Origin of the sequence: Brotaphodocola sp., from assembly GCF_050873065.1 — a bacterium.
GTDB lineage: Bacteria > Bacillota > Clostridia > Lachnospirales > Lachnospiraceae > Brotaphodocola.
Map to the genome: position 1 here is coordinate 1 of NZ_JBNMIC010000028.1, position 22,560 is coordinate 22,560.

Below are 22,560 nucleotides of genomic sequence, written 5' to 3' on the forward strand. Positions count from 1 at the left end.
AAGTTAAAATGGTCGGTAAATGAGAGGTTTATTTGGCATGCCCAAAAACAGAACGTTTAGAGCTCATTATTAAAATGGCTCCAAAGTCAACAATCGGGCGGGATTTCAAAGAATCCCACCCCAACTATTGACATAGAGCCAGAAAAACCCTTTTCTGAGTTTTCCCCCACACTCTTCTAAAGTTAATAAATGTATCTTTTATTTAACGTCTTCCAATATTTTTAGACATTATGCGTTCTGGTGCTTCTTGGTCAGGTACTCATGAATACCCTTTGCGCCATGTTTTCCAGCTTCCATTGCAAGGATAACGGTAGCTGCTCCGGTAACCGCATCTCCGCCTGCAAATACGCCCTCGCGGGAAGTCTGTCCGTTTTCCGGCTCAGCCACGATGCAGCGGCGCTTGTTGATCTCAAGACCCTCTGTCGTGTTGGAGATCAGCGGGTTCGGAGAAGTACCGAGAGACATGATGACGGTATCAACATCCATCACATACTCAGATCCCGGAACCTCAACCGGACGACGTCTTCCGGAAGCATCCGGATCGCCAAGCTCCATCTTAATCACCTTGATGCCCTTTACCCAGTCGTTCTCATCCGTCAGGATCTCAACCGGATTTGTCAGCAGATCAAAGATGATTCCCTCTTCTTTTGCATGGTGAACTTCCTCCGCACGTGCCGGAAGCTCAGCCTCGCTGCGGCGGTACACGATGTGAACCTCAGCGCCGAGACGCAGAGCGGTACGTGCAGCATCCATAGCTACGTTTCCGCCGCCGACAACAGCAACTTTCTTTCCTGCAACGATCGGAGTGTCATAATCGTCGCGGAATGCCTTCATCAGGTTGTTTCTTGTCAGGTACTCATTTGCAGAGAAGACACCGTTTGCATTCTCACCCGGGATTCCCATGAAGCGCGGAAGTCCTGCGCCGGAACCGATGAAGACTGCCTCGAAACCTTCTTCGTCCATCAGCTCATCGATCGTCACAGACTTTCCGATTACGACGTCAGTCTCAATCTTTACGCCGAGTTTCTTTACGTTCTCAACTTCGCTGCGCACAACCGTGGACTTCGGCAGACGGAACTCCGGAATACCATAAGTCAGTACTCCGCCCGGCTCATGAAGTGCCTCAAAAATTGTCACATCATATCCCAGCTTTGCCAGATCGCCTGCGCAGGTCAGACCGGACGGGCCAGAACCAACTACTGCAACCTTGATGCCATTCTTCTCTTCTGCTGCCTTCGGAACAAATCCGTGCTCTCTCGACCAGTCAGCGACAAAACGCTCCAGCTTACCGATAGAGATCGGCTCGCCCTTGATGCCGCGGACACACTTGCCCTCACACTGGCTCTCCTGCGGGCATACACGTCCACAGACTGCCGGAAGTGCAGAAGACTCTGCGATCACGTTTGCAGCTCCCTCATAGTCGCCTTCCTGTACCTTTGCGATAAATCCCGGAATGTTGATGGAAACCGGGCATCCGTCTACACAGTGCGGCTTCTTGCACTTTAAGCAGCGGGTAGCCTCCTCAATCGCCTCTTCCTCATTATATCCGTAACAAACCTCTTCAAAATTTGTTGCTCGCACTTTCGCATCCTGCTCTCTGACAGGAACTTTCTTTAAAACGTCCATACTTGTCCTCCGATCTATTCCGTAACTCTGTCTGTTCCCGTTCCGGTTAGTTGCAGTTTCCGCAGCCACCGTGATGGGTATCGCCTTCCTGTGCTTTCAGCATTGCACGTCCCTCCTCGGTTCTGTACATCTGCTGACGTTTCATGGCCTCATCAAAGTTTACCAGATGACCGTCAAACTCCGGTCCGTCCACGCATGCGAACTTCACCTCATCGCCCACAGTCAGACGGCAGGCTCCGCACATACCGGTTCCGTCTACCATGATCGGGTTCATGCTGACGATCGTCGGAATATTCAGCTCCTTAGTCAGTCTGCATACAAATTTCATCATAATCATCGGTCCGATTGCAACACAGACATCGTAATGATTTCCCTGTGTCTCCACAAGATCTTTGATCACATCCGTTACCATTCCTTTTCTCACATAGGAACCGTCATCGGTTGTGACATAGAGGTTGCCGGCAACCTCCTTCATCATATCTTCCAGAATCAGAAGCTCTTTGTTCTTTGCTCCCACAATGACATCCACATCGATGCCATGCTCATGCATCCATTTTACCTGAGGATAAACCGGAGCTGTACCGACACCGCCCGCAACGAACAGATACTTCCGGCCCTTTACTTCCTCCAGATCTTCTTTCACAAACTCAGACGGCTGTCCTAAAGGTCCGACTACATCCTCAAAGGAATCTCCGGCCTGAAGTTTCGCCATCTTATAAGTAGATGCTCCAACAACCTGAAATACGATTGTAAGAATACCGGCCTCCCGGTCAAAATCGCAGATGGTCAGAGGAATTCTCTCGCCCTTCTCATCCATTTTTACAATCACAAATTCTCCGGGCTGACAGGATCTGGCTACCCGCGGTGCTTCCACATCCATCAGGTAAATCTTCTCCGCCAGCTTCTCTGCTTTCAATATCTTATACATTCTTCAACCTCCTGCTATTATATGTTGCTGACACATCTCAATGGTTATCATTTTATCACTAAACGCGGGTTGAGACAATAGCCGAGACTGTTTTTGTTAAAATTTTGGCAACTGTTACATTTTTTCCAAAAATATCAGACGCTGAGAAATCAAAAATCCGTCAGAAAAGAAAACCTCCGAACGCTTGCAGCAGTGAACCTCCCTGATCCCCTGATTGATAATTAATAAAAATCGGGGCTTCCTGCTTAAAGCGCTCTCTAAAATGCTCTCCGATAAAGCCGGTAAGTGTAGCAGATGTCAAAGTATGTCTGCTCATCGCTCTCCGAGACAAGCTTCCACCCGTCCGCTTCTTCCAGTTTCGGAAGAAAGGTATCTGCTGCATAAGTAAAATCAATCCAGGTCACATCTGCCTCCGTGCAGTACGGCAGAAACTGCCGGTAAATACTCTCTCCGCCGATCACACTCACCTGATTTTCCGGAACTTCCCTGACCGCCTCAAGCGCTTCCTCGACGCTGTGACAGACAACCGCATTTTTCACCTTGTAGTCCTTGTTCTTTGTCAGAATCACATTCATGCGCCCATAGAGCGGCTGTTTTCCGGGAAGACTCTCAAACGTCTTTCTTCCCATAATAATCGCCCCGCCAAGCGTCTCATCCCGAAAGCGTTTCTGGTCCTGCGGAATGCTCACCAGAAGTTTTCCCTGATTTCCAATCGCCCAATGGCGGTCTGCTGCTGCTATCAGTCTCATCCTTATGCTTCCTCCTCTGCCGCAATCAGCTCTTTCGCATATGGCAGCGTCATAATCCAGTCACAGAAGGTATGCCACTCCTGAAGTTTGTGATTGCGCCTCGCAAAATAAATGTTAATCAGTGTCTCATAGTTCATCGTGCAGGTACGCATCTGGTTATAGCTTGACGGAAGCAGCTGAATCATATCATACCAGTCTTCCTTGTTCTTTCCCTCCTGCATATATTTCAGGCGGATCTTTTCCAGACGCGCCACAACCGTCTCCATAAATTCCAGAGTTTCCTCCGTCATGTGATCATGGCTGAAATCATCCAGTTCAAACGGCTTTGCGTGAATCTTGTGCATGGTGCTCGTCGAGTTTGCGACCGTTGCCACTTTGTAAGTATCATACTCTTTCCACCAGTACATCGGCGCCGTCACATCGACAGAGACAAAAATCTGGCGCACAAACTTGCGGTGATCGCTCCCCGCTTTTCTCAGACGCTTTGCCAGGTCCAGATCATTCGGTCCAAGCACGTAATTGCCGTCTTCATCGTAAGAACTGTCCATCCGCGCCCAGCTGTTCATCGGATTGCGCGCTCCCCGCATGGCATTTTCCAGATTCATCACACTTGTTCTCTCGCACTTTAACATGATTTTCTTCCTTTCATTTTTCACTTTCCATCTTTTTATCTTTTATATCTCTTATATCTCTATATTTATAGTTTTACATTTTTCTGTTTCTTTTTCTTTAATTTATTTCTGTACTTTAATTTATTTCTGTATTTTTCTGGTCCGCTTTCTTTTTTCTGTTTTCCGATTTGATTTCTTCCGGCAGTGCTTCTTTTTCTGTTTTTTAACTTGTTCTCCCACCTCTCGAGTGCTATACTGAGGGCATTATGAACAGACACGATAAACTTAAACTTTACCAAAATTTTTCCGCTTCATCTTCATCCGCTCGATTTTCACTCTCTGGAAAGCAGTCTGACCGGGTACTGTTCTTCTGCGGAGTTTTTCTTGCGGTCAGCGAGATCTACAAACAGATTTTTTTGTACACGGAAATCTATCACGAGCACTACAACTGGTGGTTTTTCCCATTCCAGCTGTGCAGCCTGCCGATGTATCTGTGCCTGATTTTTCCATTTCTGAAAAACAGGACCTTAAAGACCTCGGTTGCGACCTTCATGCAGGATTTCAACCTGCTCGGCGGAATCGCCGCGCTTGCAGTTCCGGACGGATTCCGCGGAATCCACTGGACACTGACTCTGCACGGATACCTCTGGCACATCCTGCTCATCCTGATCGGTATCTGGATTTTCCTCAATGGAAAATCTGACCTCTCATGGCGCGGCTACATGCGGACACTCCCGATCTTTGCCGTCAGCTGCGCGATTGCAACTCTGATCAATATTTTCGCTCCCGGTCACGGTCAGGCAGATATGTTCTACATATCCCCCTACTATCCGACCACGCAGATCGTCTTTCACGACATCGCACTGAGACTCGGCATCGAACCTGCCAATCTGCTCTATCTTCTGACAATCTGCGTCGGAAGCGGACTGATCCATCAGCTGTTTCGCGCACTCTCTGCGCGCTTTTTCGCCATTCTCCGGCGAATCAGCAGATAGCAGATCACATGGGCACTGAACGTGATGATCCAGGATACCGGATAGGAGAGATAAAGCGTCTCAAGTGTCCGGTGTCCGGCAAAGATCGTATAAATCCAGATCACGCGGAAAAGGCAGGCACCCGTCAGGGACACGAGCATCGGGATCACCGAGTAGCCGATTCCGCGGAGCGCGCCGACCATCGTATCCATGATTCCGCACAGGAAATACGTGCCGCTGATGATCTTCAGACGCGCAATTCCATAATTAATCACATCCTGGTCGGAAGAATAAATTCCGAGGAGCTGGCGGCCGAAAAAGACAGCTCCATCTCCCATCACAACTCCGACGAAGACGACAATTCCCAGACAGTAACAAAGAATCTTCGTCATTCTCTGGTATTTTCCCGCTCCAAAATTCTGGCTTGTAAAACTTAAAGCCGTCTGATAGATCGCATTCATTGAGGTATAGACAAAGCCCTCAATATTGGCGGAGGCCGTGCTTCCTGCCATTGCCACGGAACCGAACGAGTTCACAGAAGACTGAATCAATACATTGGAAATCGAAAAAATCGCACCCTGCATTCCCGCCGGAAATCCGATCTTGATAATCGAAAACAGTTTGTCCGGGACAAGGCGGAGTTCCCGAAGTCTCAGACGATACGGCGCTTCGGAGCGGACGAGACACTGGACAATCAGCCCTGCGGAAATATACTGGGAAATCACCGTCGCCGTCGCAACTCCCGCAACTCCCATCTGAAATCCGATGACAAAAATCAGATTCAAAACCGCATTGATCACTCCTGCTGTCAGCAAAAAGTAGAGTGGCCGTCTTGTATCTCCCGCTGCTCTTAAAATCGCGCTTCCGAAGTTGTACAGCAGAGTTCCCGGCATTCCAAGGAAATAAATCTGTAAATACAGATCCGACAGCGGCTTTACATCATCCGGGGTTCCCATCATCGTCAGAAGCGGGGATGCAAACGTCTCTCCCGCGAGAATCAGCAGAAATCCTCCGCACACCGCAAGAATCACCGAGGTGTGGACCGTCTCCTGAAGATCCTCAAATTTCTTTGCACCGTAATACCGTCCTGCAAGCACATTTGCACCGACCGACAGACCGATAAATAAATTGACCATTAGATTGATCAGTGCCGTCGTTGATCCGACTGCCGCCATCGATTCTTTGCCCGCAAATCGTCCGACTACCACAATGTCCGCTGCATTGAACAGCAGCTGGAGCAAGCCCGATAAAATCAGCGGAACTGCAAATATAATCAGTTTTCCGAAGATCGGGCCGTTGCACATGTCAATCTCATAAGATTTGGCCGTCTTCTTTTGCATCTCTTCTTCTCCTCCATTTTTTCTTTGAATTTTCTTTTGAATCTTCTTTTGATTTTTCTTCTGAAATTTCTTCTGAAACTCCTTCTGAAACTTTTGTCCGAGCATTTTATTCCTTCAGAGCGTGTCTTATTCTATCATTTTCCCAGATATTTTTCCATAGTGCGCACCTGAAAAAATTTGACATTAACATTTACATCTGCTTTCTCACAATCGCATATTCATCCCCGCGCCGATAATACGGACAGCTCTTAAACTTATCCTGTAAAAACAGGATCATTTCATCCTCGTCAAGATCCACTTCACAGGTATAGCACTCGTACTCCTCATCGTACTCATAGTTCATGCAGCTCTCACAGCTTCCCGCTGCGGCTGCCGTCTGTTTCTTTTTTCCCGTCATGTTCTCCGGTCACCGAAATCCTTTCTCTTTCATATTTTTCTTTGTATTTCCTTTTATATTTTCTTTTATGTTTTCTCTCTTCTCAATCTCTTAAAACTCACGGAATCAAAATTTCTCTGCCGAGTGTCAGGGAATAGATCAGCTTCTCTCTGACCTTCTTTCCCGTCATCTGGGAAAGCGCGCGCGCATAATAATCCAGCTGACTGCTGTAATGGCTGCGAAGAGTCTCCTCTTCCTCCACATAATCCGTCTTGTAGTCCATCAGCACAAGCTCTCCATCGTCCTCAAACCATGCATCCATGATTCCCTCGACGATCACCAGCTCATCCGAATCTCCGGCTCCCATGTTTCGGGCCGGAATACCGACTACAAACTGCTGTTCTTTGTGAAGACGTCCCTGACTCTGCGCCAGACTCATGCGCTTTCCGAGATCAGACTGAAGAAAATTCCAGACAAGCGACTCACGGATATAGCTGTTCGCCGAGGCAGAAAGCCGCCCCTCCTCCACAAACTTTTTCCGCTGGACCTTGATGTCCTGCCTGCACGTCACTTTGGAAAAATTAAGCAGCTGAAAGAAACGATGGTATGCCGTTCCCCTCTCAGCTCCGCGCGTTTTTCCATATGAGCGTGACTGTTCGGAAGATAAAACACCCGGACGCTCCTGTTCCTTCTGCATCCCAAGAATCTCTGAATTTTCCTGATTCTCCTGCTGCTCTTCTTTTTCCTCCTGCATCTCCCAGGCTTCCCAGTTCATTCCGAGAATCCTCTCCACACACACGCTCTCCTCATCATCCGTGAGCTGTCCCTGTCTTTTCAGCTCAGAGACTGACATCTTTGTGTGAAGCGTCACATCTGCCTCATACGGATACTTCTTTCCAAGCGTCTGATTGAGCATTTCACTGCACTCGGGATCATAGACTTTCTCCCTGTCCAGTTTTTCGAGAAACGTTCTCTGCTTTTTCGTTGCAATCTGACGGCTTAATTCCTCCCCGACAAGATCCGGGATTCTTTTCTCCACAATCCGGATCCGCACATTCTCACTTCCGCAGGCCATCAGAATCCAATCGAGATAAGAACCTGCCGATGCAAGAATCGTGTATGGGATCTGCCCGTCTGCAAGCGGAACTCTCTGGTATTTCACCCTCGTCTTTTCGAGAGAACGATCCGTTCCCGTCATAATCAGATATTCTTTTGCTCTTGTCATCGCCACATACAGGACGCGGAGTTCCTCCCCGAGACTGTCCAACTCCATCTTCCGCTTCAGAACGTTTTTCTTTAAGGTCACGTTTTTCAGGCGCTGTTCGGGGTCCACATAGTCCGTTCCGATTCCGAGTTCCGGGTCAATCAGAATCCTTCCGTACACATCCTGCCGGTTAAATTTCTTACCCATTCCCGCCAGAATAACGATTGGAAATTCCAGACCTTTACTCTTGTGGATGCTCATGATCCGCACGGTGTCATCTTCCTCGCCGAGCGTGGAGGCCTCTCCGAAATCCGTGTTGTATTTTTTCAGATTTTCGACATAACGCACGAAATGAAAAAGTCCTTTGTAGCTTGTTCTCTCATAAGAAGCCGCCTTCTCCACGAGCATCTCCAGATTTGCCCGGCGTGTCGCCCCTGCCGGCATCGCAGACACATACCGCTCATACCCGGTCTTCTCGTAAATCTCATAGATCAGCTCATGGATCGGCATGTAAATGCTCTTCATCCGAAGTTCTTCCAACAGTCCCGCAAATTTCTCAAGTTTTGAAATCCATGGCGGAAGTTTTCCCGCTCTCGTTGTATTCGTTATATTACTGCTCTGAACCGGCGTCTTTTCACCATTTTGCATCTGGGTCTTATTCATCCAGAAGCGCAGGGCTGCATAGATTCCCCGATCCTGCCCCTTCTTTGCAGTTTTCTGATACCCCGCCATCATCTGCGCAAGTTCCGAGTCGTTCATCCCGCACATCGGGGAGCGCAGAACGGACGCAAGCGGAATATCCTGCATCGGATTGTCAATCACGGAGAGAAGACTCAATATCGTTTCCACTTCCAGAGTGTTAAAATATCCGGTGCGCGATTCCGCATAGGCAGGAATTCCCTCATTCATCAGAACAGAAGTCAGGACCTCGCTCCAGCCTGTTGTGCTTCTTAAAAGAATGACAATATCCCGGCGTGAGGCTCTCCGGTATTCCCCGAGTGCCTTATCCCAGATCATCACGCCGCTCTCGGGATCTGTCAGTTCCCGGATTTTCTGGACAATCATTCTCGCCTCAATCTCGCGCGCCGTGTAATCCGCCGCATCCTCCTCCATCTGGGAGAGCGCTGCATCCCCGGTATCCGCAAGAATCAGCTCTGGAATCAGCGGATTTCTCTGTATCTGCTCTTCCCGCTCTCCATCCGCTCTCTTTTTTCGTTCAGGAAGCGGGGCAAACTGTGCTCCCGCATGAAGCGCACTCTCCTCAGTGTAACGGATATTTCCGAGATTTCTCGTCATAATCCGGTAGAACACATCATTGACTGCATCAAGAACTTCCTTTCTGCTTCGGAAATTCTGATGAAGTTCAATTTTCTTGTCGTTTCCCTCCCCCTCCTCATATGGCTCATAGGAATCATATTTCTCGAGGAACAGCTCCGGACGGGCGAGACGAAAGCGGTAAATACTCTGTTTGACATCTCCAACCAGAAAGACATTGTGGCGGCCAAAGCGCTCCCCGGACACAGCTTTTAACAGTGCCTCCTGCACCAGATTGCTGTCCTGATACTCATCCACGAGAACCGCCTCAAACTGCTCGCTCAGCTCGTCCGCCGCATCGGTAAATGTCATTGTCCCGTCTTCCTCAAACCGGATCAGGACTTTTAACGCCTGATGTTCGAGATCATTGAAATCCACGAGAGCGCGCTCCCTCTTCTTTGCCTGAAAACGCTCCTCAAATTCTTCTGCGAGATCGAGAAGCGTCCGAACGGTATCCCGCGTCGCCTCCATGTCCTTCCACATCTCCGATGGGGTCGCAAAGCAGCAGAGATCTTTGATCTTGCCGACCGCCTTCTTCATCCGGTCCCGGCAGCCGCTGACATAGGCTTTCAATTCCGGATCAACATCCTTGCTTCTTACCGTCGCAAGGCGATCCCAGGCAATCTGGCTGAGAACCTCATAAAGCTCATCGAAATCTCTCGCGGAAACGATCTGTTTCAGCTGATAAATATCCGACTGAAACATCGGAGAGTAGGCATCGAGAAATTCATCCTCTCGGCAGATCGAAAGTGCATCCGTCATCTGGACCACCAGCTCCTGCGCCTGATGACGGGCATCTTCAAGAAGAAATGTCAGCCAGCCCGGAGAGTTTTCCCTCTCCATTCTGGGATTTTCTTCCTCCTGTCTGTCATCCTCCAGATATTGGTCCAGCTCTCTTCTGCACTGGTCGAGCCAGCGCTTCGGATCTGGATTACTCTGGGAAAAAGTGTGTACCTGTGTGATGTAATCCTCAATTCCCGCATCGCTCTTTCCCTGCGCATACGTCTCCACAAACCGCTCAAATTCCGGGCCGCCGTTCGCATATCGGTCTTCGATCAGTTCTGCCATCACATCCTGACGGAGCAGAAGAATCTCTCCCTCGTCTCCGATTCGAAATGCGGGGTCGAGATCGAGAAGGTTGAAATGCTCCCGAATCACACTCAGGCAGAAGCTGTCAATCGTCGTGATCTGTGCGTGATGAATCAGCGCAGACTGCATCTGGAGATGGGCATCATCAGGATTTGCAGAAAGTCTCTGCTCGATCGCCATTCCGATTCGCTCTCTCATCTCCGCTGCCGCCGCCTTTGTGAAGGTCATCACAAGAAGACGGTCGATGTCAAGCGGGTTCTCCCCCTCCGTCACCAGACGGATGATTCTCTCCACGAGGACAGCCGTCTTTCCGCTTCCCGCTGCCGCACTCACGAGCAGATTTTTCCCACGGCTCTCAATCACCTGACTTTGCTGTCTCGTCCACTTTACGGAATTTACGGAAGAGGCTTCCGCCGCCGGCTTTTCTGCTTGTTCTAATTGTTCTGATCTTTCTGCTCTCTCTGATCTGTCTGACATATTTCCTCCCAGATTTCTTCTGACTTCATCTTTTTCCACTTTTTAAACTCATACCCCGACGACTTCTTGTCAAATCCGCAGACAGAATGGTACGGGCAGTAGTCACACGCCGAGCGCTGACCATTTTTATAAGGCTCCACGCTGATCGTTCCGTCAAGAATCTCCTGACCGATCTTTCGGACCTTCTCATGCACATAGGTGCGAAGCGATTCAAAACGATCCCTGTTCGCCACGGAGGACTTGCTCTCCAGTACTTCCCCGTTTTTCAGAACAACCGGAATAATATCGGACTCCTTCTCTACCGTCCGGTCGAGGTGATGAATCGCCTCCAGCTCACTGTTGATCAGACCGTTCATCCTGAGCTGTCTCAAAATCTGAGCATCCACGATCTCCGGATTCTGCATTTCCTCCTTCTGGACGATCGGATCGGAAATGTTGTAGTAGAGAATTCCCGCCGGAACAACCTCTTTCTCCGGATAATGGCGCTTCGTGATTTCCATCACCGCATCCATGTAGACGACAAGCTGAAGCTGAAGTCCATAGTAGAGTGCCATCAAGTCAAACGAAGTGCTTCCCGACTTATAATCAATGATCTTGACATAGACCTGATCCCCGTCCTCACACAGGTCCATTCGGTCGATCCGCCCGCGCAGGTGCAAAGCTTCCTCCGGGGACAATGCAATTTTCATCGCCTCCAGATTATCGGCGGCAGAGAAGGAGACCTCAAATCCCGCCGGGACAAAATCGCCTTTCTGAATCTGTTTTTGAAGCGCCCAGACCGTTCTCTGTGTGATCTGCTCCAGTCGTTTTCCAAGATAGGCATTTCGCGAGGAACTCTCCAAAATCTGATTTCCATACTCGGACGCCACACTCTCGACACAGCTGTGCACGAGGGCTGTTCTCTGATCCTCCGTGATGGTCTGCCAGTCAAGCCCCTGATCCTTCACTCTCTGGAAACACAGATCGATCGAGTTGTGAAAAAGTGTTCCGAGATCTGCGGGGGCAAGCTCAAACCGGGGCCTCTCCTCGAGTTCCAGTCCATACTTCAAAAAGTGTCCGTAGGCACACGCCGCATACTGTTCGAGCCTCGTCACACTTCCGCTTAAAATTGTGCCGTAGAGTGCCTGCGCAACCGCATGGCCGATTCCCTGTTTTTCATAGCGGTAGCACGCCGCATCCGCAAGTTTCTCTGCCTCGTCCCGATGTTCCCCGGAATTTAAAAACCAGCGGTAGAGTTCCAGAAATTCTGCATGTTTCTTCCATGCGCGAAGTTTTTTGGGGGCCTCACCCAGAACTTGTTGCTCTTTCGACTGTTCTTGCGGTTGTTCTTCCTGCTGTTTTTCCTGCTGTTTTTTCCGCTGATTGCCCCACAACTCCACGTCATCGCAGAAATCTTCAAGGCCGGCAATCATCTGCTTTCTCGCCTCCTCGAGCGAGTAAATCCGAGACTTTTCCTCCCGGTTTTCCTGCTCCTCCCTGATCGCATAAAGACCCGGAAACATATTTTTCAGTTCCCCGATCAGATAGGACGGACGACGGCTCTTTCCGTCCGTCCCCACACAGGAATAGGAGACAACAAGACGCTCCGACGGCTTTGTCAGCAGCAAATACAGATAAAACCTCTGTCGGAAACTGTCCTCCCTCGCCGTCGGCGCAAGCTCTAAATGACACTGGCCGAAAAATTCTCTCTCCCGGTCTGAGAGCAGGCTTCCGCCGTCGCGGTGCATCGGCACAATCCCATCATTGACTCCGACAAAAAACAGGACTTTGACGTGCGACAGTCGTGTTCTCACAATATCACCGACCACAACACGGTCGACGGTTGCAGGGATCACACCCACTGAGATCTCCGCAAATCCGGCATCAAGAATCTCCTGAAATTCCTGACGGCTGACTTTCTCCTCGCCGAGGAGCTGCAAGAGGCGGTTAAGCAGTTCTCCTACAAGACCGTAGACCTGACTGTATTCTTTTTCCAGACGGAACTCCCCGATCTCATGGAAATACTGTGCATACGCCTCCATCTTCTCCTCCGCACGGCATTCCGTCAGAAGATCGCAGACTCCCTGCACCATCCCGGCGACATTCAAATCTTCCCGGCGAAATGCCTCCTGCAAATGAAACAGGGGGGCAAGTGCCTTCTCCTTAAACGCATTCAGTTCCACAAGATTCAGCTCTTTCGCACCGCGGTAAGTCCTCTCCCAGGTCTCCCGAAACTTTCTGCTGCCGCGAATTCCAAGCGCCAGCACATAATTTTCCATCCGGTCAATCAGTTCCCTCTCACGGACAACAAGACCCGTTCTCAGGAAACGGAATACACTCTCATAGGAAAAATCTCTGCGCACCACCTCAAGTGCCGACCGGATCAGCTCGACCAGACTGTTGTCGAGCACGTTTTTACGATCATCTAAAAAGCACGGAATCTCGTTTAACTCAAACTGATGCTGGATTTCCCTTCCATATCCGTCAAGATCTCCAGTGACCACTGCAAAGTCGCGGTAGCGAAGTCCTTCCTGCTTGACTGCACGGCAGATCTGATGAACCACTCTCGAGATCTCCTCAGACACACCGGATGCCTGATAGAGTTCCACGCTGCCGTTCGGCTTTCCCGGGAAAACTCCACCCCGGTACCGGAACAGATGACGTTCCAGCCAGCCGATGTCGGGACTTTTCTCAAATCTCGGCGCGGGCTCTCTCTTTAGCAGACGGTCCGGAAGTTTCCGAACCTGATTCTTCTCTGCAAGCTCCGACAGACGAACGACCATCTGATGACTCATATAAAACAGACTCTGCATTCCCATGTTTCGGTAAATCGCCTCATCCGGATCCGCAGTGACCGTCACTGTCACCTTTTTCGCATATACGAAAAGCAGCTCGATCAGCCGGTACTGCACCGGGGTAAATCCCGTATATCCATCCAGGGCAATCTGGCTGTTTTTGATGATCCGGGACTTTGGAATCATCCGGCACAGCACGTCAAGCACCTGTTCTGCCGTGATGTAATGCCCCTCAATATACTCCTGAAAGTTTTCAAACACAATTGCAAATTCTTCCAGTTTCTGGCGAAGAAACGGACTTTTTGCCTCCGGCGCCGTCTCCCGCAAAAGCTCCGGTGTCAACCCGTACTGGTAAAACTCCGAGATCATGGACTTGAGCTGTCCCACAAATCCCGCCTGATTCAGATGACCTCCGAAAAGCACCAGCTGTTTTCGGCATGCCGCCGTGACTTTTCTGAGCACCATCGACTTTCCCATATCATCAAGAACCTGCAGATTCTCCACCGCTAGCTCCTCAAACACCCGGTATGCCAGACGCTGAAAACTGAGCACATCGATGTTCATCGTTCCGTGAGCCGGATGCATCATCACCATGTCCTTCTGTGCCTGCATCGTAAACTGCTCCGGCACAATCACAAAATAAGACTCATCCGGATTCTGAATCGACTCCTGAATCACCGTCTCATAGAGAGCTGTCGTCTTTCCGGATCCCGATCCTCCCAAAATCAGCTGAAGCGCCATAGTCTTGTCTTCTTCCTTTCTTCCTCTCTTCTTCCTCTCTCCCTGCGTCGGGCATGTTTTTCTTTTGCGCCGATTCGTACACAACATACCCAGCAAACACTTTTATCGCTCTGCAGGTCTGCAAAACGTTTATTATATCACATACTCGCAAACCCGCGCTATCGCGCTCTCCTGCCTGCTGACGCAGGCGGTTTGCTCGTTAATGCTCATTATATCATAAAACAAATTACAGGAGAATACACTGTATCAAACACTCCCGGAGGTCTCCCCCTATGAGTTCCAAGACAAAAATCGTCGTTCTCCGCATGAAGGAAATTATCTATACGGCTGTCTTTATCGGATTTGGCATCTTTCTGATTCTTCTGCTCGTGATCATGTTCCGCCCCAAAAAGGATGCCCCCGCTTCCGCTCCGGCTGCCCTCTACCACCCCGGTGTCTACTCCTGCGCCCTCCGTCTCGGTTCCCAGGAAGTCAACGTCGAAGTGACGGTGGATGATGTCCAGATCACCGGAGTCTCTCTCGTCCCGCTAAGTGATTCCGTGTCTGTGATGTACCCGCTTGTCGCCCCTTCCGCCAAAAATCTGGGTGCGCAGATCTGTGCCTCCCAGTCGCTCAAGAACCTAAACTACCCGCAGGAATCCCGCTACACCTCCCAGATGCTGATCCGCGCAGTTGAGAGAGCCCTAGAGAAAGCCTCCGTCTCTACCACTGAAACACTCTTTCCGGGACTTTAACTTTAAGAGAACAAAAAGCTGACGAAAAACCATCTCCCGTTTTTCATCAGCTTTTTTTCTTTACTCTTTTGTTTCCGCATCCGGATCCTGTTTTATATCCTTTTTCTCTGCGTCCTGCACTTCTGCGGTCTGCATCTGCTCATCCGGCTTCTCCTCCGGCTTTTGCTCCGCAAGTTCTGCTTCTGTCTCCTGCTCGAGTTTCTCCGCAGGAGTCATCGTGTCCTCCGGCTCCGGGATACCCTTGCATCTGCGGAAAATCTGCATAAATTCTTTTCCGGTGATCGTCTCTTTCTCAATCAGGAACTCTGCAATCTGATCCATCACCTCGCGATTTTCGCTCAGAAGACGTTTTGCCTCCTCATAAGCCTCGCCAAGGATCCGCATCACTTCCTTGTCGACTTCCGCTGCCGTCGCATCTCCGCAGTCCATGACCATGCGCCCGTCGAGATAGCGGTTCTGCTGTGACGCAAGTCCCATCAGACCAAATTTCTCGGACATTCCGTACTGTGTCACCATCGCACGGGCAAGCTTCGTCGCCTGCTCAATATCATTTGACGCACCGGTCGTCACGGAATCAAACACAATCTCCTCCGCAGCACGCCCGCCAAGATATCCGACAAGCATCGCCTGAATCTCTTTCTTGCTGTTTAAATATTTTTCCTCTTCCGGCACGTGCATCACATAGCCGAGGGCTCCCATCGTGCGCGGAACGATCGTGATCTTCTGCACCGGCTCCGCATCTTTCTGGAGTGCACTGACAAGCGCATGTCCGACCTCGTGATAGGAGACAATCCTTCTCTCCTCCCGGCTGAGAACGCGGTCTTTCTTCTCCTTGCCGACGAGAACCACCTCAACCGCCTCAAACAGATCTTTCTGGCTGACTGCATTCCGCCCCTTCTTCACCGCAAGAATCGCTGCCTCATTGATCATATTTGCAAGATCTGAGCCGACTGCCCCGGAAGTCGCCAGTGCAATCGCCGGAAGATCCACTGTCTCATCGAGAGAGACATTCTTTGCATGAACCTGAAGGATCTCGGTACGTCCCTTTAAATCTGGTTTGTCCACGATCACACGGCGGTCAAAACGACCCGGACGAAGAAGTGCCGGATCGAGAACTTCCGGACGGTTCGTCGCCGCAAGCACGAGGAGTCCCTTTGAGGAATCCATTCCATCCATCTCTGAGAGCATCTGGTTGAGCGTCTGCTGCTGCTCGGAATCACTTCCGCCGTAACCGCCTCTGCTTCTTCCGATGGAATCAATCTCATCGATAAAAATGATGCACGGGGCTGTCTGCTGTGCCTGCTTGAAAAGGCTTCTGACTCTCGATGCTCCGACACCGACATAGAGTTCCATGAAATCCGATCCGGAGAGAAAGTAAAACGGCACATTTGCCTCACCAGCAACCGCTTTTGCAAGCAAAGTCTTTCCGGTTCCCGGAGGTCCGACAAGCAGGGCTCCCTTCGGAAGTTTCGCACCGATCTTTGTGTATTTCGCCGGGTTGTGGAGGAAATCTACCAGTTCCACCAAGGACTCTTTTGCCTCATCCTCTCCCGCGACATCCGCAAATGTCACTCCGGTCTCCTTCTCCATGTACACCTTGGCATTGCTCTTTCCGACGCCTCCCATTCTCTTCGACATGAAAAACATCAGCATCGCAAACAGGGCAATCGGGAAAATCAAATTGATGATCGTCTCGAGCATCGCCGTCGTATCCTGCAGCTCTCTCTTCATCTTCACCCCGTGCTCATAGAGACGGTCAGTCAGCTGAAGATCACTCATCGGGATCGTGTAATACTGGATCACCGGATTATACTTTTCTGAATCCTTTTTATACTGAATCTGAATCTGCGTGCTTCTGACCGTCACAGACTCAATCTGTCCGTCATCCACATCCCGGATGAAGGCATCATAGCTGATTTCTTTCTGGCTCTTGCTCATCATATAGCTCCGCATCAGATTGGCGGAAAACAGCGTCACCAGAACTGCAATCAGGATAAGCAAAATCTGGCCCTTCGGCAACTTTCCATTTCCCTCAGAGCCGTTGTTTGTTTTTTTGTCCATAATTCAGGCAAGTTCTCCTGTTCTTTTTTGTCTGTTTGCCTCCCTTTTTGGGCACAACTGTTCTCATTATAATGGCTGTTTTCCTAGAAATCAAGGGTTACTGTACATAGGTAGGAATTTTCTGGAGTGAAAATTTCACATGATACGGCAATACACTTAAAAAAATAAGTTTTTTTTAATACCTCTGGATTTCTGTGTTTGAGAGTTGTATAATATACAAGTTATTTTTACGGAAGTCATATTTTTACCACTCACTATCCCCACATGATTATGTACTTCCAAAATCTCCTTATCAGTCTCCTAAACTCCCAAGAGTTTATGAGATTTTCTATTTTTTTGAGAAGACTTCGGAAGTACATGCACAACGAAAAGGAGGTTTCACAGTCATGCCAGTTAAGTACGTTTTTGTCACCGGAGGCGTTGTCTCCGGTCTGGGAAAAGGAATCACCGCCGCATCCCTCGGCCGTCTTTTGAAAGCCCGCGGTTACAAAGTAACCATGCAGAAGTTTGATCCGTACATCAACATCGATCCGGGCACGATGAATCCGGTTCAGCACGGTGAAGTATTCGTCACCGATGACGGCGCAGAGACCGATCTCGATCTCGGTCATTATGAGCGTTTTATCGATGAGAGCCTGACCAAGAACTCCAATGTCACCACCGGTAAAGTATACTGGAGCGTTCTTCAGAAAGAGCGCCGCGGAGATTTCGGCGGAGGTACCGTGCAGGTTATCCCTCACATCACCAACGAAATCAAGAGCCGGTTCCACCGCAACTACTCCACAACCGAGACGGAGATCGCCATCATTGAGGTCGGCGGAACCGTCGGCGATATCGAGAGCCAGCCGTTCCTCGAGGCAATCCGCCAGTTCCAGCACGAGGTCGGACACGAAAACGCAATCCTGATTCATGTCACCCTGATTCCTTACCTCAAGGCATCCGGCGAGCTGAAGACGAAGCCGACCCAGGCGAGTGTAAAGGATCTTCAGAGCATGGGAATCTGGCCTGACATCCTTGTCTGCCGCAGCGAACATCCGCTCGACGACTCGATCCGCAGCAAGATTGCTCTGTTCTGTAACGTTCCGAAAACTCACGTTCTCCAGAACCTCGATGTCGAAGTTCTCTATGAGGCACCGCTTGCAATGGAGAAGGAGCATCTCGCAGAGGTTGCCTGCCAGTGTCTCCAGCTTGACTGCCCGGAGCCGGATCTGACCGAGTGGCGCGCAATGATCGATGCATGGAAGCATCCGGAGCATGACGTGACGGTTGCCCTCGTCGGAAAGTACACCCAGCTTCACGACGCTTACATCTCTGTTGTCGAGGCTTTAAAGCATGGCGGTGTTGCCAACCATGCCGCTGTCCACATCAAATGGGTAGATTCTGAGACCGTCACAAAGGACAATGTCGGTGAGATTCTCGGCGATGTCAGCGGAATCCTCGTTCCCGGCGGATTCGGTTCCCGCGGTATCGATGGAAAGATTTACGCGATCCAGTACGCCCGCGAGAACAACATTCCGTTCCTCGGTCTGTGCCTCGGCATGCAGCTTTCAATCGTAGAATTTGCCCGCGACGTTGTCGGCTACACCGATGCACACAGTGCAGAACTTGATCCGTCTACCGTTCATCCGGTGATTCATCTGATGCCTGACCAGAACGGCATTGAGGATATCGGCGGAACTTTACGTCTCGGATCCTATCCGTGTGTTCTGAACAAGGAGTCCAAGGCTTACAAGCTCTACGGTGAGGAGACGATCCATGAGCGCCATCGTCATCGCTATGAGGTCAACAACGATTACCGTACCGTTCTTCAGGAGAATGGTATGATGCTCTCCGGAATTTCCCCGGACGGACGGATTGTTGAGATGATCGAGATCCCGTCTCATCCGTGGTTCATCGCAACCCAGGCTCATCCGGAGCTGAAATCCCGCCCGAACCGCCCGCATCCGCTGTTCCGTGGATTTATTGAGGCCGCTCTGAAAAAGGCTGGAGAGATCTAAAATTTAGGAGAACTGTACGCTCCGACAAACGGGTAAAGTTCTGCAAACTCGTTCTCACTCCGGGTTCGACGTAGCGGTGCATAAGACCGTAAACTACACGGTCTAAGCACCGATGTCTCACACGGGTTTGCAGAATCTTTCCCGCCCGTCGTCGCTGTTATCTGTCTGACCAAAAACAACTGTGAGAAACCAGATTGCTTTTAAGCTCTGATTTTTCACAGTTTTTTATATTCTCAAATATCTTAATTTTTCAAGTCTGTTTTTTTAAAGCTCTCGTTTTTTTCTGTATTTTCTGATATGATAGTCTCCACCACTTTACAACAAATATGTGAAAATCCCACTCCTTCAGCTATGGGATGAACTATAATGAAAGTTTAGTATTTAGCTTTTCATCTTTAGCAATGCAACACTCTCGAAACAAAAGCATTTTAGATATACAGATTTTGGAAAGGAACTTTACAAATGTTAGGAAAAACTCATTTTGCAGTCGGAATGGCCTCTGCTCTCGCCATTTTGCAGCCGCAGACCCTTCCTGTTCTTCTCACAGGAACAGCGGCAGCGGCGGTCGGCGGTATGATCAGTGATATTGACTGCGGCACTTCACAGGCTCATCAGGGTGCTGACAAAATCATGACAGCTGCGATTGCTGTGACTTCGATCGTTATCTTCATCGATTACCGCTTTCATCTCGGAGTCTATGAACGCCTGATGCAAAACAGCAGTGTCTCCCGCCTTCTGACTGGTCTGATGGCCTTTATCATGATCTGTGCTTACGGCTCCAGACAGCCTCACCGGTCTTTCATGCACTCCTTTCCGGCAATGATTATGCTGACTGCCTGTATGGATGTCATCTACCCGGACGCGGCTCCGTATTTTGGCGTCGGTTTTCTCTCTCATCTTCTGCTCGACGTATTCAACTTCCGTCAGGAGAAACTTTTCTGGCCGATGAAAAAAGGATTCTGCCTGCGTCTGTGTTCCTCTCAGGGAACGGTAAACCGGATTCTGCTGATTACAGGAAATGCTGCAACCATCCTGCTCGTCCTCACATCCGTCCCGATCAGACGTTTTGCATCTTTGATTCTTGCGTTTTTGTTTCCTTAGCATAAAAATCCCCTCTCAAGTGAATGCTATACTTGCCATAATAAAAAACAAGCAATCTGGCATCCACAAAAAGAAAGGGGATTTTTTGATGTCCAAAGTCGATAATTCTACAAATGATTTCCAGAACGATAAAAATAAGAATCGAATCAAGAATAAAAACATCCATACCCAAACACATCAAGACGAAAAAAGGGATCTCGACCCGGATCCCTATCGATGTGAAGTGACATCTTCCTTTGATGAATTTGGCTGCAAATCATGTTCTGCAACTGACTGCACGGGACTGATCCCATTTCTTCCGCAGTCAGAAGCAGAACTTGAATCTTATGCGGAACTTTATCCGTATTTCTGTGACTGCTTCACAGAGTTTGACGCTGATTCCTGAAAGTGAAACAGCTTATTTGTGTACCCGGTAATCTCCCTGACTCAGAAGATAACGCATATAGGCGAACGCTTTCCGCTCCCCCTGATCGCGCAGCATAATCAGGATTTTCTCCAGCTCTGCCTTCGTGTCCGGATGCATATATCCGTCGAGATACGGCATCTCATGCTGGTAATATTCCCACGGTGAGGCACTCGTGTAATCCTTGCCCCGGTAGACCCGGCAGGCCGCGATCCGGTCCATCACCATCTCCACAAGATAATTGACCGGCATCTTGCAGCCTGCCATTCCACCGGCCGCCTTCGAAAAATCAATCCAGTACTCAAAATGATGCTTATTCCTGCCTTTGTGGTGAAGCCATGCTGACGAATATCCCTTCTCGTCCCGCTCTGCCGCATTGGGGCTTCGGGTTCCCTGATAGTAATGAACTCCCGTCAAAAATTCTGCCGGGCTGTATTTTGACAGATCATGCATCAATCCCTGACGAAAAAGTCCTACCCGGAAACAGTTCTCCATCACCAGAATCTTGTGCTGTGTGATCGTCAGAAAATGATGCCATGCTTTATGTTTTATTTCTTCCACTTTTCTCATTCTCCCGCTCGATGAATTTCACATTTAAAAGTCTCCGTTTTCCACATCTGCGTCGTCAGGCATCTGACCTGATTTTCCATGTTTGAAAAACGATAGACAAAATTTTCACAGATCACAGTTTAGCACATTCCGGTCATGGATTCCACTGTTTTTTCTCAATTAGCCTTAACCTTTTTCAATTTGCCACTTTCCATTTATCACGTTATCGCCTTTATTCGGTTCTCTTATTTCAGTTCTTCCCGGAGCGAAGTTCCGATGGTTCCCTCCGGCATCTTCACGCCAAAGTAATCTGCAATCGTCGCCCCGATCACCGCAAACGTGTTCGTCTCCGGAAGCTCCCCGCTTCCCTCAAATCCCTTCGAGTAGACGATCAGCGGAACCTGCTCTCTCGTGTGATCCGTTCCCGTGTAAGTCGGATCATTTCCGTGGTCCGCCGTCAGAATCAACAGATCCTCTTCTCCGAGCAGTGGAAGCAGCTCTCCGAGTTTTTTATCAAATTTTTCAATCTCCTGTGCATAGCCGACCGGATTTCTCCGGTGACCCCAGAGGGCATCAAAATCCACGAGATTGACAAAGCAAAGTCCATGGAAATCTTCCTTTGCGATCTCAATCGTCTGCTCCATTCCATGCACAGAACTGTTTGAGTGGAGAGCTTCCGTGATTCCGTGTCCGACAAAAATATCATTGATCTTTCCGACAGAAATCACATCAAGTCCGGCCTCCTTGAGGGCATCAAGCGCCGTCTCCCCAAACGGAGGAACTGCATAGTCGTGGCGGTTGCTTGTGCGCTTAAACTCCCCTTTTTTCTTTCCGACGTAAGGGCGGGCAATCACACGGCCGACTTTCCACTCATCCTTCATCGTCAGTTCTCTTGCAATCTCGCAACAGCGGTAAAGCTCCTGAAGTCCGAAAGTCTCCTCATTTCCACAGATCTGAAGCACGGAATCCGCTGAGGTGTACACAATCATGTGGCCGGTCGCAATCTCCTCCTCGCCAAGTTCATCGAGGATTGCCGTTCCGCTCGCACTCTTGTTTCCAATCACCTTATGACCCGTGCGCTTCTCCAGTTCTGCAATCAGCTCCGGCGGAAAACCGTGTTCTGTGAAGGTGATAAACGGCTTCACCGTCTTTAATCCCATCATCTCCCAGTGTCCGGTCATCGTGTCCTTGCCGTGGCTCGCCTCATTCATCCGCGCATAGTAGGCAAGCGGATGATCTGCCTTCGGAACCTGGCGCAGCGGGTGAAGATTTGCCAGACCCAGTTTCTGAAGATTCGGAATCTCCAGACTCTCCACCGTGTCTGAGATGTGGCCGAGTGTGTCTGTTCCGGCATCGTGATACTCTGCCGCATCCTTCGCATTTCCAACTCCAAGAGAATCCAGTACAATCACAAAAGCTCGCTTAAATGTCTTTTTTGCCATTCTGTCCATCCTCCATTCGTGAACTTTGATCCATTTACCATAAAAATCAGCCCGATCAGTTCGGGCAATC

At 49.7% G+C, this 22,560-nt stretch carries 16 protein-coding genes; 4 read left to right on the forward strand and 12 right to left on the reverse strand.

Annotation, left to right across the window (positions count from 1 at the left end):
* Positions 1-228 precede the first annotated feature (228 nt).
* The 5 genes from gltA to ACR0QE_RS08675 form a co-directional block, all read right to left on the reverse strand.
* Complete coding sequence (gene gltA, locus ACR0QE_RS08655) at positions 229-1,626, reverse strand: NADPH-dependent glutamate synthase (protein ID WP_432627966.1); 1,398 nt, start codon at positions 1,624-1,626, stop codon at positions 229-231.
* A 46-nt stretch (positions 1,627-1,672) separates the two neighbouring features.
* The gene (locus ACR0QE_RS08660) at positions 1,673-2,554 is read right to left on the reverse strand and encodes a sulfide/dihydroorotate dehydrogenase-like FAD/NAD-binding protein (protein WP_432627967.1); all 882 of its coding nucleotides are present in this window, start codon (positions 2,552-2,554) and stop codon (positions 1,673-1,675) included.
* A gap of 257 nt (positions 2,555-2,811) precedes the next feature.
* Complete coding sequence (locus ACR0QE_RS08665; protein WP_432627968.1) at positions 2,812-3,303, reverse strand: dihydrofolate reductase; 492 nt, start codon at positions 3,301-3,303, stop codon at positions 2,812-2,814.
* A 2-nt stretch (positions 3,304-3,305) separates the two neighbouring features.
* Positions 3,306-3,935, reverse strand: a complete 630-nt coding sequence (locus ACR0QE_RS08670; RefSeq protein WP_432627969.1) for a hypothetical protein — start codon at positions 3,933-3,935, stop codon at positions 3,306-3,308.
* A gap of 65 nt (positions 3,936-4,000) precedes the next feature.
* Entirely contained in the window at positions 4,001-4,213 is a 213-nt protein-coding gene (locus ACR0QE_RS08675) for a hypothetical protein (RefSeq protein WP_432627970.1), read from the reverse strand.
* Between the two features lie 117 nt (positions 4,214-4,330).
* Between ACR0QE_RS08675 and ACR0QE_RS08680 the strand changes: the two genes are divergently transcribed.
* Positions 4,331-4,909, forward strand: coding sequence for a TMEM164 family acyltransferase (locus ACR0QE_RS08680; protein WP_432627971.1), 579 nt, complete (start codon positions 4,331-4,333; stop codon positions 4,907-4,909).
* On the opposite strand, the gene ACR0QE_RS08685 is transcribed toward ACR0QE_RS08680, so the two are convergent.
* The 4 genes from ACR0QE_RS08685 to ACR0QE_RS08700 all read right to left on the reverse strand — a co-directional run bounded on the left by ACR0QE_RS08685 (position 4,849) and on the right by ACR0QE_RS08700 (position 14,203).
* The gene (locus tag ACR0QE_RS08685; protein WP_432627972.1) at positions 4,849-6,228 is read right to left on the reverse strand and encodes an MATE family efflux transporter; all 1,380 of its coding nucleotides are present in this window, start codon (positions 6,226-6,228) and stop codon (positions 4,849-4,851) included. The two genes, ACR0QE_RS08680 and ACR0QE_RS08685, sit on opposite strands and share 61 nt — an antisense overlap.
* Before the next feature lie 190 nt (positions 6,229-6,418).
* Complete coding sequence (locus ACR0QE_RS08690; protein WP_432627973.1) at positions 6,419-6,625, reverse strand: DUF6472 family protein; 207 nt, start codon at positions 6,623-6,625, stop codon at positions 6,419-6,421.
* A gap of 97 nt (positions 6,626-6,722) precedes the next feature.
* Positions 6,723-10,688 carry a helicase-exonuclease AddAB subunit AddA gene (gene addA, locus ACR0QE_RS08695; RefSeq protein WP_432627974.1) on the reverse strand — a complete coding sequence of 1,322 codons (3,966 nt, stop codon included), beginning with the start codon at positions 10,686-10,688 and terminating at the stop codon, positions 6,723-6,725.
* Positions 10,646-14,203, reverse strand: coding sequence for a PD-(D/E)XK nuclease family protein (locus ACR0QE_RS08700; RefSeq protein WP_432627975.1), 3,558 nt, complete (start codon positions 14,201-14,203; stop codon positions 10,646-10,648). Before ACR0QE_RS08700 ends, addA begins: the two co-directional genes overlap by 43 nt.
* Before the next feature lie 272 nt (positions 14,204-14,475).
* On the opposite strand from ACR0QE_RS08700, the gene ACR0QE_RS08705 reads away from it, so the two are divergent.
* On the forward strand, positions 14,476-14,937 hold the full coding sequence (locus ACR0QE_RS08705; protein WP_432627976.1) for a hypothetical protein: 462 nt from the start codon (positions 14,476-14,478) through the stop codon (positions 14,935-14,937).
* Between the two features lie 60 nt (positions 14,938-14,997).
* Here the strand turns inward: ACR0QE_RS08705 and ftsH are convergent, their stop codons facing one another.
* Entirely contained in the window at positions 14,998-16,998 is a 2,001-nt protein-coding gene (gene ftsH / locus ACR0QE_RS08710) for an ATP-dependent zinc metalloprotease FtsH (RefSeq protein ID WP_432627977.1), read from the reverse strand.
* Between the two features lie 386 nt (positions 16,999-17,384).
* On the opposite strand from ftsH, the gene ACR0QE_RS08715 reads away from it, so the two are divergent.
* Positions 17,385-18,995, forward strand: coding sequence for a CTP synthase (locus ACR0QE_RS08715; protein WP_432627978.1), 1,611 nt, complete (start codon positions 17,385-17,387; stop codon positions 18,993-18,995).
* Positions 18,996-19,457: 462 nt separating this feature from the next.
* Entirely contained in the window at positions 19,458-20,096 is a 639-nt protein-coding gene (locus ACR0QE_RS08720) for a metal-dependent hydrolase (RefSeq protein ID WP_432627979.1), read from the forward strand.
* Between the two features lie 397 nt (positions 20,097-20,493).
* Here ACR0QE_RS08720 and ACR0QE_RS08725 read toward each other — a convergent pair whose 3' ends face one another.
* Complete coding sequence (locus tag ACR0QE_RS08725; protein WP_432627995.1) at positions 20,494-21,051, reverse strand: DUF5662 family protein; 558 nt, start codon at positions 21,049-21,051, stop codon at positions 20,494-20,496.
* Between the two features lie 242 nt (positions 21,052-21,293).
* Positions 21,294-22,490, reverse strand: coding sequence for a phosphopentomutase (locus ACR0QE_RS08730; RefSeq protein ID WP_432627980.1), 1,197 nt, complete (start codon positions 22,488-22,490; stop codon positions 21,294-21,296).
* Between the last annotated feature and the right edge of the window lie 70 nt (positions 22,491-22,560).

Bases quoted from the DNA above. Each gene is read 5' to 3' on its own strand.
- gltA (WP_432627966.1), bottom strand. From the start codon at position 1,626: ATGGACGTTTTAAAGAAAGTTCCTGTCAGAGAGCAGGATGCGAAAGTG.
- ACR0QE_RS08660 (WP_432627967.1), bottom strand. From the start codon at position 2,554: ATGTATAAGATATTGAAAGCAGAGAAGCTGGCGGAGAAGATTTACCTG.
- ACR0QE_RS08665 (WP_432627968.1), bottom strand. From the start codon at position 3,303: ATGAGACTGATAGCAGCAGCAGACCGCCATTGGGCGATTGGAAATCAG.
- ACR0QE_RS08670 (WP_432627969.1), bottom strand. From the start codon at position 3,935: ATGTTAAAGTGCGAGAGAACAAGTGTGATGAATCTGGAAAATGCCATG.
- ACR0QE_RS08685 (WP_432627972.1), bottom strand. From the start codon at position 6,228: ATGCAAAAGAAGACGGCCAAATCTTATGAGATTGACATGTGCAACGGC.
- ACR0QE_RS08690 (WP_432627973.1), bottom strand. From the start codon at position 6,625: ATGACGGGAAAAAAGAAACAGACGGCAGCCGCAGCGGGAAGCTGTGAG.
- addA (WP_432627974.1), bottom strand. From the start codon at position 10,688: ATGTCAGACAGATCAGAGAGAGCAGAAAGATCAGAACAATTAGAACAA.
- ACR0QE_RS08700 (WP_432627975.1), bottom strand. From the start codon at position 14,203: ATGGCGCTTCAGCTGATTTTGGGAGGATCGGGATCCGGAAAGACGACA.
- ACR0QE_RS08705 (WP_432627976.1), top strand. From the start codon at position 14,476: ATGAGTTCCAAGACAAAAATCGTCGTTCTCCGCATGAAGGAAATTATC.
- ftsH (WP_432627977.1), bottom strand. From the start codon at position 16,998: ATGGACAAAAAAACAAACAACGGCTCTGAGGGAAATGGAAAGTTGCCG.
- ACR0QE_RS08715 (WP_432627978.1), top strand. From the start codon at position 17,385: ATGCCAGTTAAGTACGTTTTTGTCACCGGAGGCGTTGTCTCCGGTCTG.
- ACR0QE_RS08720 (WP_432627979.1), top strand. From the start codon at position 19,458: ATGTTAGGAAAAACTCATTTTGCAGTCGGAATGGCCTCTGCTCTCGCC.
- ACR0QE_RS08730 (WP_432627980.1), bottom strand. From the start codon at position 22,490: ATGGCAAAAAAGACATTTAAGCGAGCTTTTGTGATTGTACTGGATTCT.